A 16599-nucleotide genomic window follows, 5' to 3' on the forward strand; every position below is an offset into this window, starting at 1 on the left:
TGAGCAAGTTGAGTATTTGGAAATAAGTCCTTAAAAATCAGGATTATTTTTTAGATGATATAAAAAAGCCCAGCAATGCTGGGCTTAATTTTTGGTAATTAAATTACCAAATACGTACGCGCTCTTCAGGTTTTAAGTAAAGTGCATCGCCTTCTTTAACGTCAAATGCTTTATACCATGCATCATGGTTACGCGGCGCAAGTGCACGGAAACGACCAGGTGCGTGTGTACCCGCACGTAATTGGTTAAGCATGCTTTGCTCAGTACGCTTTTCTTTCCATACTTGTGCCCACGCTAAGAAAAAGCGCTGGTCGCCAGTTAAGCCGTCAATTACTTCAGCTTCTTTACCATTTAAGCTTAACTTGTAAGCATGGTATGCCATAGCAAGGCCACCTACATCACCAATGTTTTCGCCAAGGCTGTTACGGCCGTTAACAAAGTTATCAGGAATTGGCTCGTACTTGCTGTATTGCTCTGCAAGTTTATCGGCTTTTGCTTCAAATGCTGCGCGATCTGCATCAGTCCACCAATTACGTTGGATACCGTTGGCATCTGATTTAGAACCCTGATCATCAAAACCGTGGCCCATCTCATGACCAATTACCGCGCCGATTGCGCCATAGTTAACCGCTGCATCTGCATTTGGATCAAAGAATGGTGGTTGTAAAATCGCTGCCGGGAAAACAATCTCGTTAAATGAACTGTTGTAGTAAGCATTTACACGTTGTGGTGTCATGCCCCAGCGGTTACGGTCTGTTTTTTCAAGCTCTTTTGCTGCGCTTTCAGCACGGAAGAACTGACGCGTGTTTTTAATGTTGCCCATTAAATCGTCTTTGGCGATTTTTAGGCCATCAAACTCTTGCCATACATCTGGGTAACCAATTTTTGGGTTAAATGCAGCAAGTTTTGCTTTTGCATTTACTTTGGTCTCTTCACCCATCCAATCTAAGCCATCAATACGCTCGCCAAGAGCTGTGCGAAGGTTTTCAACTAGTTCAGCCATTTGTGTTTTTGATGACTCTGGGAAGTAACGATTTACGTATACTTGACCAATTGCAAAGCCAAGAGACTCAGTGCCTGACATTTCGCTGATTGCACGTTTCCAACGAGGGCGAGGCTCTTGTTGACCGCTTAATTCTTTACCGAAAAATTCAAAGTTATTTGCATAAATTTCTTCAGAAAGAAGGCTGGCATTACCGCGAATTGCGTGGAAAGTTAAATAGTCTTTCCATACATTAATGTCTTCACCGTTAATTAGCGCGATCATTGCTTTAATTGGCTCAGGTTGAGACACATTTAACTGTGGTACTTTATAGCCTGTTTGCGCGAAATACAGATCCCAGTTAAAACCAGGGTATTCTTTTGCTAAATCAGCACGTTTAATTTGGTTAAGCGTCAAGTCACGGTTACGACGTTTTTCACGTGGCCAGTGACCTTCTGCAATTTTAGTTTCTAACGCTAAAATTGCTTTTGCGCGTTCTTCAGTGTTTTCAACACCCGCAAATTTTAGTGCGCTGGCAATATGTGCAACATAAGCATCACGTGTTTTTGCAAAACGCTCACTGTCTTCTAAATAGTATGAACGATCAGGTAAACCTAAACCGCCAGCGCCCATCGACATCTCATATTGGTTTGGGTCTAAACGGTTAAACCACATGCCACCCCAAATTGGAGAAGACACACCCGTTAACCAAGCATTACCAAATAGTTTTGTTAAATCATCTGTACCTTTAACAGCACTGATCTCATCTAATAAACCTTGGATTGGTGTAATGCCCTTTTTGTTGATTGTTTCAACGTCCATATAGGCATTGTAAAAGTCAGCAATAAGCTGCTCTTCAGCATTAAGATCTGTACGGCTGATAATATCATCGATAATTTCTTTTACTTGTTTTTCACTACGTTCAGCAAGTGCAGTAAATGCACCAAAGCGTGTTTTGTCAGCAGGCATAACGTAATTGTCGTACCAAGTACCACTTGCATACATAAAGAAGTCATCGCCTGGTTTAATTTCTAGATTACGTGCTGTTAAATCAACACCAAAGCTACCTAATTCCGCTTTGTTTGGAGTTTGACTTTCGGCAACTACTGGTGCAGCAGCTTGTTGTTTTTCTACTTTAGCTGTTTCAGCTTGTTGGTCACCACAACCACCAAGAAACGCAGTTGCAAGTGCAACTGCTAGCATTGATTTTTTCATTAAGATTTCCCTTAGCGTTTATTTTTTCTATTTTGCGTTAAAAACAGCAAAACTTAGCTTGTTTTTAACCAAATTAAGACAAGATAGCAAATAGAACACGTTTAATAGCGTGCTGTTTTGTAAATAAATATGTATATAATAATAGTTAGTCTGCTTGAAGGGTTAGCAGTTTATCGCTACTCAGGTTAAAGCAAACAACTTGATTTCTTCCATTTGCTTTTGCGCGATAAAGGGCTTTATCTGCATTAATGATTGCTGGTTTTAAATCATTTTGTACTTCTGCAATACCAAAGCTTGCGGTGATTGATAATGCCTCATGATTGTGAGAGCTAATCCGAGTTTTTTCGATTTGTATTCTCAATTTTTCGATAAATTTAAATGCAGACCGTTCATTACAACGTGGTAGAGCAATAATAAATTCTTCCCCACCTAACCGAGCGACAATTGCATTTTCTGGAGTGAATTTCTTAAGAATATCTGCAAATGCAGTCAACACTTCATCACCAACTAAATGACCATATTGGTCATTGAATTTTTTAAATAGATCAATATCTGCAATGGCTATACTTAAAGGAGTTTGGTCAGAATCTTTAGTTAGTAATTGATTAGTAACTTCATCAAAATAACGGCGATTATATAACTGTGTAAGTGGATCTGTATTTGCTTGTATTTGTAAACAGGCTTGCTCTTTTTCGATACGTTCAAGTTCTCGTATGCGGTAAGAAATGATAAAAGCAAGCATAAATGCCTCGAGCATGATGCCGATACCAACAGCATGGCTTGTCACATAAGTGTTTGGCAGAATACCTTTGTAATAACCAATGGCAAGTATGCTGAAAAGAACAAAAAAACTGTGACCAATTAAAAAATACTTAGCTAGAGGGTTACCCTTATTCTTGATAGATAAGCTGACAGTTAACGTAACTGCTATCATTATTGCAGCATGAGTCGATGTAGGTTCAAGCGCTGCAATGATATCGATAGTGCCATAGAATATATTCAAAACAATTAAAACGAGTACAGCTAATAGTGCTTTATGTTCTAATGGATACATTCGTTTTGTTTCGAATATACACATCATAAATAAAATTAAGAAACATGGCATGGCTAGTAATGACAAATTTATATGGATCATTGATTGGCCATAAATCCCAAATAAAGTGGCTAAAAAACCATATGAAAGAGCAATCCATACGGATGATGCCACTAAATAAAGGGCATAGAAGATATTTTCTTTTTTCCGTGATGTAATAAATAAGATGATGTTATAAAACATTAAGGCCAATAAGATGCCGACCATGATGCCAATATCGTAATTTTGACTGATAAGAGCATGTTTAGAATTTTCCTCATCATAAATAGCTAATGTAAACCATTGATGAGAAAAGGTTTCATTTTTTAAATAAATATAGCTTTCAGAATAAGGAGAAAGGTTAATGGGAAATATGGCAGTGCTGCCATATAGTTTTGTGTTTGGTTTGGCATCACCTAAATAAACAACATGACTATTTTCAATTAAGTTATTAGTCGCCTGATAAAGTGTCAGTTGTTTGGTGTGGTATGCTTCAGGGATATGTAAAAATAACTTTTTTGTTTTAGGTGAGGTATTAGATAGCAAAAATCTTACCCAAGTAGTTTTTGCATCTTTTCCAAGAGTAAGTCGATTAGATGAATTTTTAAAAGACTTGTTTTTGACTGTGTAAAAATCATCAGCACCAGATTTATCTACATAGTATTCAACGCTAAATCTTGTAAATGATGTTTCTGCTTCGTTTACTTCAATATGAGCATTTGAGCTGAAACTAAAAAAAAATAATAAAAGAAGCAGCATCGTAGCGGTCAGTGGCATAATCCTTTAGCCTTTATAAAACACCCCTTAGCTAAAAGATATCACACTCTATAACAATCTCATATGAAATATGAAATAAATTCAACTTACTCAATAATCGTACAATGAAATATGAAATATGAAATATGAAATATGAACTTTAACTTTTAAAATTAGTGAACGTGTATCAAAAAATTAATATGTTATTTATCCCTATATCAATTGAAAGGTTTTTAAATTTGCTCTGCGTTTTGTCTGTAGCATTGCAATGTGAATAGTCGTAACTTGTATAACGCATAGCACATAGCGGCAGTAATAACCGAGTAAACAATGCCACTTAGTGCACCAAAAACAATGCTTAGGCTCAAAGCAAATCCTAAAATACATTCAGCACGATATGCCTTTACTAAAAAAGCAATAAATGCGATTGCAATAATTAATATTCCAACATAGTCGGCGTAGCCCAAATACACACTACCTGAAATAGTCGCGCCATAATTAAATGACAGTAAAAAGCCAATCAAGGTAAAAGTCGTGTTTTTTGCGCGTTTACGGGCATTTTGCTTAAACCGAGTTTGTATCAAACAAAGGCAAATATATACAAAGGTCGGCATTAAGATAACTGCTAACCAGCTAGGTAATTCAAATGAGTAAGGATAGTTTGAGAAAGTATAAATCGTTAAAATGTTGTGATTAGCCTCAAAATTTAACAGCGATAGCTGAAGCATTGCTGTAAACGCTGTGACACTCCAAATAAATTTGTTTTTTAACATTTCCCACACCAAGTAACATCTTTTTTTATTCTTTAATGGCAAAAGTCGCGCCAAAAATAAAATCATTTGAATTCAATGCTCTATATTTCAAGGTGGTTGTGTGCTTTGGGTATTTAGTTATATTTTAGTGAACTTGGTAAGAGAGTTAGTCTTTTTCACAACTTTCAATGATATAATTTTGTGACTTTGCGCTTAATTATATTAACTATGGCATTTTCAGATTTTCGTTTAAATAAAACGCTTTTAACTACACTGCAACAATTAAATTATTTAGAGCCCACACCAATCCAACAATTGGCGATCCCTGAAGTATTTAAGGGGGCTGATTTAATAGCCCATGCGCAAACTGGCACAGGCAAAACGGCGGCCTTTATGTTGCCAATTATTCATCATATTTTAGAGAAAAATGAAGTCTCATCTTTGCCAAGTAAACAAGTAAGCGCACTTGTATTAGTGCCGACAAGAGAACTTGCTCAACAAGTTGCTAAGGCTTCAGAAAGCTATAGTCAAAACAGTCAAATTAGCGTTGCGTGTTTATATGGTGGGGCAAATATTGGCCCGCAAGAAAAAAAGCTCGCAAAAGGTGTACAAATTGTGGTTGCTACGCCGGGTCGATTGCTCGACCATTTAATTAAGGGCACTGTCGATTTATCCCAACTAACCCATTTAGTGTTTGATGAAGCCGATCGCATGTTAGATATGGGGTTTATCGGAGAAATCAAACGCATCATGCGACGTGTTCCTGAAAAAAGGCAAACATTATTGTTCTCAGCTACGGTTGATGAACATGTGATTAACAATGTAAGCCAATGGCTAAATAACCCACAACGAATTGGCGTCGATGCGCCAAATACGGCTGCAACCAAGGTTGAACAATTATTTTATGCTGTTGATGAAGAACGTAAACGCGAATTAATTGCTTACACCATAGGTAAAAATAACTGGCATCAAGTGCTTGTATTTACGCGTACTAAAAATTATGCCGATGAATTAGCAAAAGAACTCAATAAAGATGGGCTAAAGACGCAAGCAATTCATGGCGATAAGTCACAAGGAGCGAGAAATAAAGCATTAGAGCAATTTCGTGATGGTGAACTGCGTGTGTTGGTAGCAACCGACGTTGCTGCGCGAGGCATTGATATTCCATCGTTAGATTTCGTTATAAATGCTGAATTACCTTATGTGGCAGAAGATTATGTGCATCGAATTGGTCGAACAGGGCGAGCGGGTAAAGTAGGCACTGCAATTTCATTGGTTGGGTTAGATGAAAACTGGTTGCTAGAAGAAATAGAAGTACTTCTTGATGAACGCCTTACCCCGCAATGGTTAGCTGGATTTGAACCAGATCTTACTCGTGAACCTAAAAATAATCGTAAAAATACGGCAAAATCACGAAAGCAGCGTGATAAAAAACGCATTTTGGGGCAGCGTAGCACGCGTCGTCGCAAAAAGAATTAAGTAAAACTAGGTACTGACTTTTTGAGGCGAGTTTCAATAAACAGAGCTTTCTTGAAATGCGTCTCTTATTTTAAGCCTCTAATTAATTCCACTTATAATCCTTTCTAAACGCTCAATCTTCAAAAAATTAGTCAATTAGTTTAGCTATTTTAGTTAACAAATTTTCTTTTTATAAAAATAAACTATTTTGAAAGAGGTATCGTATTAACTAATTGCTTTGCTAGCCAATCAATGGGGCGTTCATAATGCTAAAAAACCTTCCTATTTTGCTCAAGCTACTGCTAATTCTACTTATTCCAAGTGCATTATGTGGCATGCTCATTTACCAATTAAATAAAACCAGCGAAGTGCAAATCACAGCTCAATTGGACATCAATAAGGTGATTGCGCTTACACAAGGGCTTAATAACGTTGCGCACAACTTTGCTGTTGAACGTGGAATAAGTGCCGGATTTTTGGGTTCGCGAGGAGCAGAGGGCAAACAAGCCCTTGCGGAGCAACGCTTAAAAGCAGATAAAGCAGCGGAAGCATTATTACTTGAGCTGGATGAAATTAAGACGCTATCACTAAATAAGCATTCGATTGAGGTGATAAGTACTTTAAAAAAACAATTTGCAGAACGAGAAACCGTTCGATCAAAAGTGGATACACTCACAAGTGATTCAGATTTCTTTGCTTTCTATTCCTCACTAAATGCCAATGCCATCACGCTTACTGAAAAGTTATCGGTGTATATTACCGACCCAACTTTAGCCGCTAAATTCAAAGCATCAATTCAACTAATCTGGTTAAAAGAGCATTTAGGGCAAGTGCGAGGAGCGCTTAATGGTATTTTTGCTAAAGGAGATTATGCGAATAACCGCGCAACCCAGGTTAATCAATTTTTGGCACAACTAGTTATAAGAGAAAGACAATTTAAGCACTATGCAAATGATGAATATTTGAGCCTTTATGAGACACTTAAAAGCAAAAAAGAAGTCGAAAATGTAAAATCAATGACGTCAATATTTACTAATAATGTAGAGCTTCGAAACCAAAACAAAGCGCTAAAAGTTTTACTAAGCCAGAACGTTGTTAATCAGAATGAACTGTTAGAGCTTAAACAAATATTAAATGAGTTGAAGCCACTTGTATCAAATGAATTCTACAGTTCATTATCTGGTGAAATTAATTTAATACAGCCTAATTCTGAGATTGCGACCAAGAATTTAAAACGGATTAATTCACTTTTATCTACAGCTGTAGTGCTACTAAAAGTAGATGCTAAAACGTGGTTTTTAAATGCCACAGAGGAAATAAAGTTTGTAAATGGTTTAATTCAAACACTTTCAAGTGAAATATCAACTAAGGCGCAGCAAACCTTAACTAATACCCAAAAAACAATTGAAAAAGCGCTCTACACAGTCTTAGCTTTTCTGTTGATAAGCCTTGTAATGGGTTACCTAATTGCCCGTTCAATAAAACTTGCACTCAATCAGATACAGCAAACAATCGAACAGGTTCAACAGGATAATAATTACAGCTTAAGAGTTCCTTTAAAACAAAAAGATGAAATTGGCAAAACCGCGGATAATATAAATTCATTGCTTGGCAATTTAAGAATGGCATTTGATGAAATAACTACAATGAGTGATGCATTAGCAAATGGACGTTATAGTGATATTAACTGTAAAGGCAGTTACACCGGCGATTTGTCAAGCTTAGTTAAACAAATCGAAACGGCAGGTAGGCAAGTAGGTACAGGTGTTGGCGAAATAAGTTCGGTGATGTCAGCTGTCAAACAAGGTGACTTTTCCAATACCATTCAAGCTGACTTAAAAGGGCAATTGGGTCAACTAAAAGAGGATGTTAATAATACAGTAATCATCTGTGACCAATCATTTAGTGCTATTACATCCGTTGTTACAGATTTGGCTCATGGTAATTTGAACAATCAATACGCTAATGATTTAACTGGTGAGTTTGGTAATGTACTCAACTCTGCAATTCAATGCCGAGACATTTTACACAAAACAATTGAACAAGAAATACAACAGCTGGTGGATGCTGCTTCCAAAGGCAAATTAGACGTTCAAATAAAAGAAACAGGTAAAGAAGGGTGTTTCTTGGCGTTAACTGTTGGCATAAACAAACTCCAAACTCTAAATCGCCAAGTAATTGGTGAGGTAGACAAAGTATTTGCAAACTTAGCAAAAGGTAGTTTAGCTACTAATATAGAGGGCAACTTCGACGGTGCTTATGCCCGATTGCAGGAAAATGCAAATAAAACGATTTTAACCCTTGAGCAAATTATCGAAAAAGAAATTGCGAATATTGTTGACGATTGTTTGATTGGCGAACTCTCATCAAGAATAAATACCCAAGATAAAGAAGGTTTCTTTCTCTCATTAAGTCAATCACTTAATAATTTAGTATCTCTTAATCAAAATGTCATAAGTGAGTTGAATTCTGTAGCAAATTCTCTTGCTAACGGCAATCTCCATGTAAGTGTTGTTGGTGACTATAAAGGCGAATTTAACTCTTTGAAAGTTAACATTAATAAATCACTTTCAGAACTTAGCCAAGTGATAGAGGTTGAAGTGCAAGAGGTTATAAATGAGTTAAAAGTAGGCAATTTAGATAAACGCATTGACAGTGAGAATAAACAAGGCTGTTTTTTACAGTTAAGTGACGGCGTTAACCAGATTATTTCTGTTGTGAGTCAGGTTTTGAATGATTTAGATAGTCTATTTGAAAGCTTGGTTTCAGGTGATTTAACCGCTCGCGTAACAACACATTATGATGGGCAGTTTAAGCGTCTTAAAGATAATGCGAATAATACGGTCAGCAAGTTAGACTCATTACTTTCTAATTTACTGACCCTTGCACAATCAGTATCGAATAGTGTGCATGAAATTGCCCATGCTAATGAAGATTTAAGAAGACGGACAGAATCGCAAGCAAGTGCAGTGGAGCAAACCAGTGTCAGTGTTCAGCGCGTTAATGAATCTGCAAAAGTAGCTCAATCGAATCTTATGGATACAGAGCAGTTGATGCTTACAATGTAAACAAATGCAAAAAGTGGTCAAAATATTGCCTTTGATGCTAAGGCAACCATGCAACAAGTGAGCGCCTCTAGCGAGCGAATTAAAAATATCATAGGTGTGATTGATGAAATTGCTTTCCAGACTAATTTACTTGCTCTTAATGCAGCTGTTGAGGCCGCAAGAGCAGGTGAACATGGTCGTGGATTTAGTGTTGTTGCAAGTGAAGTTCGAAATCTTGCTCAGCGAAGTGCGCAATCAGCAAACGAAATCAAATCACTTATTACATCTAGCGTTGAACAAGTAACTCACGGCAATCTTCATGTTGATAAATCAAGTGAAGCGTTGGTGGGTATTGCAAGTTCAATAACCAATGCAAATGAAAAAATGGAAGAAATTGCAGAAGCGAATAAACAGCAAACGGCAAGCTTTAACGAAATTAATATTGCGGTAAATAATATTGAGCAAAGTACACAACAAAATGCCGCAATGGTTGAGCAAATTGCAAGCTCGGCAGCTGCACTTAACGAAGAAACAAAACGTATGGTAGAAGAAGTTAATTACTTTAAGGTAAGTTAGCATGAAAAGGAAATTACCTTTCCATGCTAACGTCTTGGTGTTGCTGTTTAATTGAATTCAGCAACTAATTGGGTATTATCAACATCTTGCTCAGTTGTTGGGATCCACTTCATTAAGCATTGTTCATCTTTAACACAGGGGTCAGTTTGTGCTTTTAAGAAAGCAACAACGGCATCCACTTGTTGGTCTGTGTATTCAACAGTTTTTAGTTTAGCTGTACCCGCATTTTGTAACTGTGTTAATTGGTTTAGCGCTTTTTCTGTATTTGCTAACCAATTTTCAGTTTGTAGCCCAGGTTGTAAAGTACTTGGATCGTAATTAGCAATCGAAACTGCTGGATTAAGATGATGTTTTACAACCTCTTCTAATGTTGCAAAAGCACCGCTGTGGCCGTATGGGAATGTTACTTCGATATTGGTTAAATGCGGCGTTCTAAACGCAAAACGATCGCTATCAGTTTTAGTTTCACGAAAGCGGCCAAAATCTTCATCACCATTAACACCATCGCCTTTGCCGCGGCCAATTTGTGGCATGGCAATCACGTGGAATGATTCATCTGTCATAAAGTCGCCTGAATGACAAGATGCACAATTAAATCCACCATTTTCATACGACGTATAAAAAAGTTTTGCACCAACTAATTGTTGCTCGGTTAATGCATTATCATCACCTTCCACAAATTTGTGCCAAGGTGAGTTAATTAATACTTGCGAGCGCTGGAATTCACCAAGTGCAAACGCAATGTTGTCATAAGTAATTAATTCTTCTAAAGACGTTGTGTCGGCGCTGGTTTCAAAGCCAGTTAAAAACGCGTCAAACCAGCCATTGCTTGAGAGTTCATTCGTTTTTCCTTGCAATCGACTAGCAAGTTGATCTCGCAATTGTTGGTTTGTTAAGCCAACGGCAAACGAAAAGCCACGCATTTCTTCTTTAGAGGTTACAGGGAAGCGAGCCTGTGCAGCCGATAAGTTATTACCTGCGAAAGTGTCGACTGTATTAAATAGGCTATCAGGCGTGCGGATATCTTGACCAACACCGTTGAGTGTTGTGTCATCTGACAAACTTTCTACACGACCATCATGGAACATTTCTTTGTTATAAAATGCAATGTTAAAAGTTGATGGCGCATTACGCGGTACTGTTGGACCACCATCAGCATGTTCTGCAGAGGGCAAATGTTCGCGGCCAGGACCCAGAAGTTCAGGGTCAATAGCATCAACACCGATAGGGAGGGCTAAGTCATCACCGCCGCCAAGAAATGGATGATGGCAACTTGCACATGCTGTATCCATATTGCCACTTAATGATTTGGCGTAAAACAATTGCATACCAAGTTGTGCGATAGGCTGTTCAATATGCGGCAATTCAGCAACGTGTTGTGATAAGCCTTTTAATTGATAAGGTTCAATTAAAGTACGCACTTCACTGGCTAAATTGGTTTCAACATCAGGTTCTTTTACTTTGTTATCATCGTTACAGCCAAGTAACGATGATAACACCACTAATCCTATAAATGTCCTTATCATCTGCGCCCCTGTTTTTATTTTAAATTTAAGTTAAGAAGCGCAATACTAGTAGATAGTAACAAGATAGCAATGAAATCTGTTGTATATTTTCACATAAAATAACTGATATTTTATAAATACATTGGTGCAGAAAATTAAAGAATTGTTTTACTTTATAAAGTAGCCAATTGTTTGCCACTTGCCGTCAGAGAACATCATAGATAATGTTTCAATACTTTGGGCTTTATTTTCAAATTGTGTATCAAACTGGATAACTTGATAGCGTCCCTCTGGCATACCTGGTAGTTTTGCATGTTCAGTCGATTCAATGACATTACGATGTATCAACTTACCAAGAGGAAATCGAACCTGTTCTAAAGCTGTTTGCCATTGTTTTTCATTTACAAGTCTTTGAAACCGTTCACTGGTGCCTTGCCATGATGTCGCATACTCGCCTTTATCTACAAGGGCTAGCCATTCATTTGCAGCTGGTTCTATTTCATGTTCGTTTGCTAACAGATTAGCCGAAAATAACAGTAAAAAAGTTAAATACTTCATAGTTTGGTATGCCCTTAAAAGTTGTTTGTGTTCTTAATTGGTAATTGTTAGTTAAAATGTTTTTTATATTTTAATTTAGCTTTTGCGCCCATTTTGTATAACAGGGGACGTAGTGCGCGTCGTAATTTTGGGAAAAGATAAGCCAAAGTGGTGAGTTTGCCACTAAACCAAGGCATTGCTATTTCTTCTTTGTCATTAATTGATAGTGCAACAATGGCATTGGCAACATCAAGTGCACTACTCATAGGTTGTGAATAAACGATGTCTTCCACGTCGTCTATTTCGTCCATAATAAAACCGGTATTAATCGGACCTGGTGATACAACTGCCACTTTGACATTATATTGTGTTAATTCATCGAACAATGAATAGGTAAATGCTCTTAATCCAGCTTTGGTTGCAGCATAAACTGCGGCGCCTTGCAGTGGTGCGCGACCCGCAAGTGAGCCCACCATGACAATTGCACCATTATTTGATTTTTTAAGATAAGGTAAACACAAGCTGGTTAAGGTAAGTGGTGCTGTTAAATTGACCTGAACCATATTAGTCACTTGTAAGGGTGACAGACCTTGAAATTCCCCACGATGATGCAGACCTGCATTATTCACAAGGACATCTATTGAACCAAAGGTGTTAATTACGTCATCAACGAGCGTAGCAAGGTTATTAATATCACCAATATCACAAAGGAATATTTCGGCATGAGTATATTGGTTAATTTGTTCAGCAAGTTCTTTTAGTGGGCCTTCATTCCTTGCGACTAGCGCAACATTCGCTCCTAGTTTCGCAAATTGTTTCGCTGTCTCAGCGCCGACACCTTTAGAAGCACCTGTTATTAAAACCGTTTTATTTTTATAGTTATTCATTTCAATAGCCATTCAAGGTACATTAAAGCAAGATTGTTGTTTAATTTATCTGAAAATGTATGGAAACACTATTAGCACTTATTGGTTTGTTAATCACATTATTTATCTTAGGCGGTGTGATCGTAGCATGGATAAGCTTTGCCAAAATACGAAGTGCAGATGAAAGAATAAAGGAACTGACACTTGCAGTGCTTCATCTAAAGTCACTGGTAAAAAAATTAAGTGATAATGTTGCTGAAAACCAATTGAGTCAATTTCCGCCAACTGAATTTGAAAATGAATCTCAACCGGCACAACAATCTTCGAAACCCACATTGCATGAAGGGTCACCAGAATATCAAGCAACAGAAACAGAGAATCTAAAAGCCACCGCTACAAATAAACCGCCTATTAAGCAAGTTAATAAAACTAAAGTAAGCTTGGCAGAGCGCTTAGAAATGTTTCTAGCTAACAATGGCTTACTTTGGATTGGTGGGGCAATTCTCGCCCTTGGAGGTGTGTTTCTTGCGAAGTATTCAATAGAATCTGGGCTTATTTCAATTACTGTAAGGTTAATCATTGGTGGCGTATTTGCCACTTCACTAGTTGTACTGGCAGAATATCTCTATCGAAAGCATCTAGGAAGTGCAGAGTATATTACTTCCTTTGCGGCGCTAGCGAGTGGCGGAGTGATCACTGGCTTTGCTTTAGTGCTCGTTACCTTTAGCTACTATCAGTTTATTTCACCTTTTATTGCGTTTGCAGGACTTGGTGTAATATCGCTTTTAGCCACAGCGTTAGCACTTCGGTTTGGTCCATTACTCGCGGTAATAGGTATTATTGGCGCTTATGCGGTACCTGCATTAGTGAGCACAGGCAGTAATAATGTGTTTGCTCTTCTATTGTATGTAAATTTTGTTTCACTGGCGGCTATTTGGGTGGTTCACAAGGTAGCTAAACAATGGCTATGGTGGCAAAGTTTTGTCGGCCATTTTTTATGGTTGAGTATAAGTGTTTTTATCGCGGATAAAGCCGATATTTGGATAATTTTAGCGACAATTTTCGTTGGCTTGTACTTGTATGTAGTTTCAAGTGTTTTGGGCTGGCGATTGACTCGTATTAATGTAGAAGCACTGCCAATAAAAATCTTATTAATGCCAAGAAAAGAACAGTTAGCAATTGTGATAAGTGTTTTCCTACTTTCTTTATTTTATATATTGCACGGCTTTAATAGCAGTTTAATTATGGTCACCATACTATTAACCTGTTTGTGTTTATACTTACCACTTAGGCACAGTGCATTTGATTCATGGCCATTTGTGTCATTACTGTTTAATTGTTTTGTCATTCTAAACTACCCGCCGCCAATTGAATTAACTGACTCAATGCTTATTTTTTCAGGCATGTTTTTATTTGCTCAGGTGACGGCGATAAGTTATTTCGTGTATGCAGTTGTTTTTCAAAAGGTATATAATGAGCGGCCAAGTTTTAGCTTGCTCTTAGCAACAGCACCCGTATTACTGTTTGCTCTTTCGTATATTGTTTCTCCGAAAGAAGTTGAAACAGCGTTGTATTCACTTTGGACGTTTTATTTGATGTTGATAGCCGGCTACGCATTATGGCAAACAACTAGGTCCAATCATGTAATAGCGAAAATTACTTTCTGGATTCTGGCAAATACTAATTTGGCTTTAGTCGCATCCATGTGGCTAAATGCGAGCACATTAACGTTAGCAATCTGTAGTCAGCTTGTACTTATCGCCTATGGTCAAAAACGCTTTAAAATAGAGCTGCCATTGTGGTTAAGCAAAATTGCACTAACACTTGTGATGATTCGAATTACGCTTTCGCCATGGACTGCAAAGTACAGTAATGAAACAATTGTTGGTGTGCATTGGAGTTTAATTGTTTTACCAATAATAACAGCCTTAGTGTACTTTGCTTATAGACTGCATACCAACCTAGCACTAAAAAAATGGTATGAAGGTGCTTTAGTTCATTTAGTTGCGTTGTTTGTAACAACTGAAACAAGTTACTTGTTAGTTGGACGATATCCAGATTTTAATAATCTTAATTTTGCTGAACTTGCTGTTTTATCGATGAACTGGCTAGTGCTTGCTGCTGTGTATAGTTGGCGATATAAATTAAATGAGCGAAAGCTTTACTTATATGCTGCGTCAGGACTTACAATAGCAAGTGCTTTGGCGCATGTGGTGATTAATACAGAATATAATCCGTTTTTAACGTCTATTTCAGTAGGGGAATACTTCTTTTTAAATTGGTTACTAGTAATTTGGGCGGCACCTGCAATAGTACTTGGCATTGTTTATCACTTTAATCTTCTGCCAGGCATCTTTGAAATTAGTAAACAAAAACTACTCTTACCTTTAATTGCAGTCTTTGGTTTTTTATTTATAAACGGTGTGATCCGTGACTATTTTCAAGTAAATCAAATTTGGCTGAAGCTTTCGACCAGCCAGGCTGAAATTTACGCCTATTCAGTGGTTTGGTTAATGATTGCTGCTGGCTTTATACTTTTAGGGCAACAGAGGAACAAAGCAGTACTTTATCAATCCGGATTTGCTATATTGCTGGTTGTAATATTAAAAGCATTTTTGTTTGATATGGCGCATTTTGATGGGCTTTATCGAGCGATTTCGTTTATTGGTTTAGGTTTATCGTTAGTTGCTTTAGGCTGGTTATTTTCACGTTTTAAGCTGTCTGGCAAAGAGGATGTTAAATGATCGTTCTGATCATCATTTGTTTTATTATGTGGCTTTTTATGATGTGGCTGACATATTCAAAAAAGTTAAACAGTGTTAACCACTTAATCACGAAATCTGAAGGTGTTTTGTATGTTCGAGATACGCCTATTGCCCGATTAATAAAAGGGTTGTCGGTTTCGCTAGCAATAGATGAAATAAGGCAAATCGAAGCAACGAATACGCATGTTATACTGCGTACTGCAAAAAGCTCGGTTGATCTTTTTATCAACCATCGTTTTATTAATAATGTACTTGATTATCTCAAAGAAGAATTGGACGAAATCGAGATAAAAGATTTGCGCCCAATTGGTAAGTAAAGCGCTATTTACTTAGCGCTTGTTTTAATTTACTACCAGCTTTAAAGCTCACTTTATTTTGCCCTGCAATCGTTATTTGTTCACCAGTTTGCGGGTTTCGCCCTTGTTTTTCTGGGTGATAGCTCAGTGAAAAGCTGCCAAAACCAGGTAATTGCACTAAGTCACCTTCAGATAAGGAACGAATAATACTACTCATTAGGCTTTCTACAATAAGTTTGGATTTGGCTTTTGTCATGCCACTTTGTTTTGCAATTTCATCTATTAGTTGGGATTTATTCATAATAGCGCCCTTAAAAAGCGGGAAAGGCTAATCGTCTGTTGCCTAGGAGTCAAGTATTCTGGTGCTTGTTGCGCACTTTCTTAGCAAAAAAGTGTAATAGGAAATGTGATCGTGTTTTTGTTCAATTGCGTAATTACAAATGACAGAGATGATTGCGTTGTTGGAGGAATATATGGAATTACTAGTTTCTGTATTAGCTTATCAAAAAGCCCGTGATGAAGGTAGAAAAGATCCTGCTGAGCGAGATTTTGAATGGGCAGAGTTAAACTTAAGTTACTTTGAAAGTCATAAATTTGAATTCGGTTTATGCGATAACATTGAAAGCGCAGCTTCTCCGTTTGATTAACTTATTTTTGAAATGGAATTCAATTGTGTTTTTCTTTTTAATCCACTCAACATTACTGCTATAGGTGTTTATTAAATAAACCGACACCCACACATCTTCATTTTTACTTACCGTTCGAAATCAAT

General features: G+C 37.4%; 13 protein-coding genes. 6 read left to right on the forward strand and 7 right to left on the reverse strand.

What is annotated here, in order from left to right:
* Positions 1-103 precede the first annotated feature (103 nt).
* The 3 genes from ON073_RS00635 to ON073_RS00645 form a co-directional block, all read right to left on the reverse strand.
* On the reverse strand, positions 104-2197 hold the full coding sequence (locus ON073_RS00635; RefSeq protein ID WP_274759926.1) for a M13 family metallopeptidase: 2094 nt from the start codon (positions 2195-2197) through the stop codon (positions 104-106).
* A gap of 145 nt (positions 2198-2342) precedes the next feature.
* Complete coding sequence (locus ON073_RS00640; protein ID WP_274759927.1) at positions 2343-4046, reverse strand: sensor domain-containing diguanylate cyclase; 1704 nt, start codon at positions 4044-4046, stop codon at positions 2343-2345.
* 212 nt (positions 4047-4258) lie between these two features.
* Positions 4259-4798, reverse strand: a complete 540-nt coding sequence (locus ON073_RS00645) for a hypothetical protein (protein WP_274759928.1) — start codon at positions 4796-4798, stop codon at positions 4259-4261.
* A gap of 207 nt (positions 4799-5005) precedes the next feature.
* Between ON073_RS00645 and ON073_RS00650 the strand changes: the two genes are divergently transcribed.
* The 3 genes from ON073_RS00650 (at position 5006) to ON073_RS00660 (ending at position 9858) form a co-directional block, all read left to right on the forward strand.
* Positions 5006-6256 carry a DEAD/DEAH box helicase gene (locus tag ON073_RS00650; protein ID WP_274760019.1) on the forward strand — a complete coding sequence of 417 codons (1251 nt, stop codon included), beginning with the start codon at positions 5006-5008 and terminating at the stop codon, positions 6254-6256.
* A 245-nt stretch (positions 6257-6501) separates the two neighbouring features.
* Positions 6502-9303, forward strand: coding sequence for a nitrate- and nitrite sensing domain-containing protein (locus tag ON073_RS00655; RefSeq protein WP_274759929.1), 2802 nt, complete (start codon positions 6502-6504; stop codon positions 9301-9303).
* A gap of 48 nt (positions 9304-9351) precedes the next feature.
* Positions 9352-9858, forward strand: coding sequence for a methyl-accepting chemotaxis protein (locus ON073_RS00660; RefSeq protein WP_446728491.1), 507 nt, complete (start codon positions 9352-9354; stop codon positions 9856-9858).
* Between the two features lie 47 nt (positions 9859-9905).
* On the opposite strand, the gene ON073_RS00665 is transcribed toward ON073_RS00660, so the two are convergent.
* The 3 genes from ON073_RS00665 to ON073_RS00675 form a co-directional block, all read right to left on the reverse strand.
* Positions 9906-11384 carry a cytochrome-c peroxidase gene (locus ON073_RS00665; protein ID WP_274759930.1) on the reverse strand — a complete coding sequence of 493 codons (1479 nt, stop codon included), beginning with the start codon at positions 11382-11384 and terminating at the stop codon, positions 9906-9908.
* Positions 11385-11531: 147 nt separating this feature from the next.
* Positions 11532-11921 carry a DUF4019 domain-containing protein gene (locus ON073_RS00670; protein ID WP_274759931.1) on the reverse strand — a complete coding sequence of 130 codons (390 nt, stop codon included), beginning with the start codon at positions 11919-11921 and terminating at the stop codon, positions 11532-11534.
* A 47-nt stretch (positions 11922-11968) separates the two neighbouring features.
* Positions 11969-12787 carry an SDR family NAD(P)-dependent oxidoreductase gene (locus tag ON073_RS00675; RefSeq protein WP_274759932.1) on the reverse strand — a complete coding sequence of 273 codons (819 nt, stop codon included), beginning with the start codon at positions 12785-12787 and terminating at the stop codon, positions 11969-11971.
* A gap of 59 nt (positions 12788-12846) precedes the next feature.
* Between ON073_RS00675 and ON073_RS00680 the strand changes: the two genes are divergently transcribed.
* Positions 12847-15510, forward strand: a complete 2664-nt coding sequence (locus tag ON073_RS00680) for a DUF2339 domain-containing protein (RefSeq protein WP_274759933.1) — start codon at positions 12847-12849, stop codon at positions 15508-15510.
* On the forward strand, positions 15507-15848 hold the full coding sequence (locus tag ON073_RS00685) for a hypothetical protein (RefSeq protein WP_274759934.1): 342 nt from the start codon (positions 15507-15509) through the stop codon (positions 15846-15848). The genes ON073_RS00680 and ON073_RS00685 overlap by 4 nt, the downstream gene beginning before the upstream one ends.
* 4 nt (positions 15849-15852) lie before the next feature.
* Here ON073_RS00685 and ON073_RS00690 read toward each other — a convergent pair whose 3' ends face one another.
* On the reverse strand, positions 15853-16128 hold the full coding sequence (locus ON073_RS00690; RefSeq protein WP_274759935.1) for an HU family DNA-binding protein: 276 nt from the start codon (positions 16126-16128) through the stop codon (positions 15853-15855).
* A 172-nt stretch (positions 16129-16300) separates the two neighbouring features.
* Here ON073_RS00690 and ON073_RS00695 point away from each other — a divergent pair, with 172 nt between their 5' ends.
* Positions 16301-16474 carry a hypothetical protein gene (locus ON073_RS00695; protein WP_274759936.1) on the forward strand — a complete coding sequence of 58 codons (174 nt, stop codon included), beginning with the start codon at positions 16301-16303 and terminating at the stop codon, positions 16472-16474.
* Positions 16475-16599 lie beyond the last annotated feature (125 nt).

This window comes from Pseudoalteromonas sp. G4 (assembly GCF_028875915.1).
GTDB lineage: Bacteria > Pseudomonadota > Gammaproteobacteria > Enterobacterales > Alteromonadaceae > Pseudoalteromonas.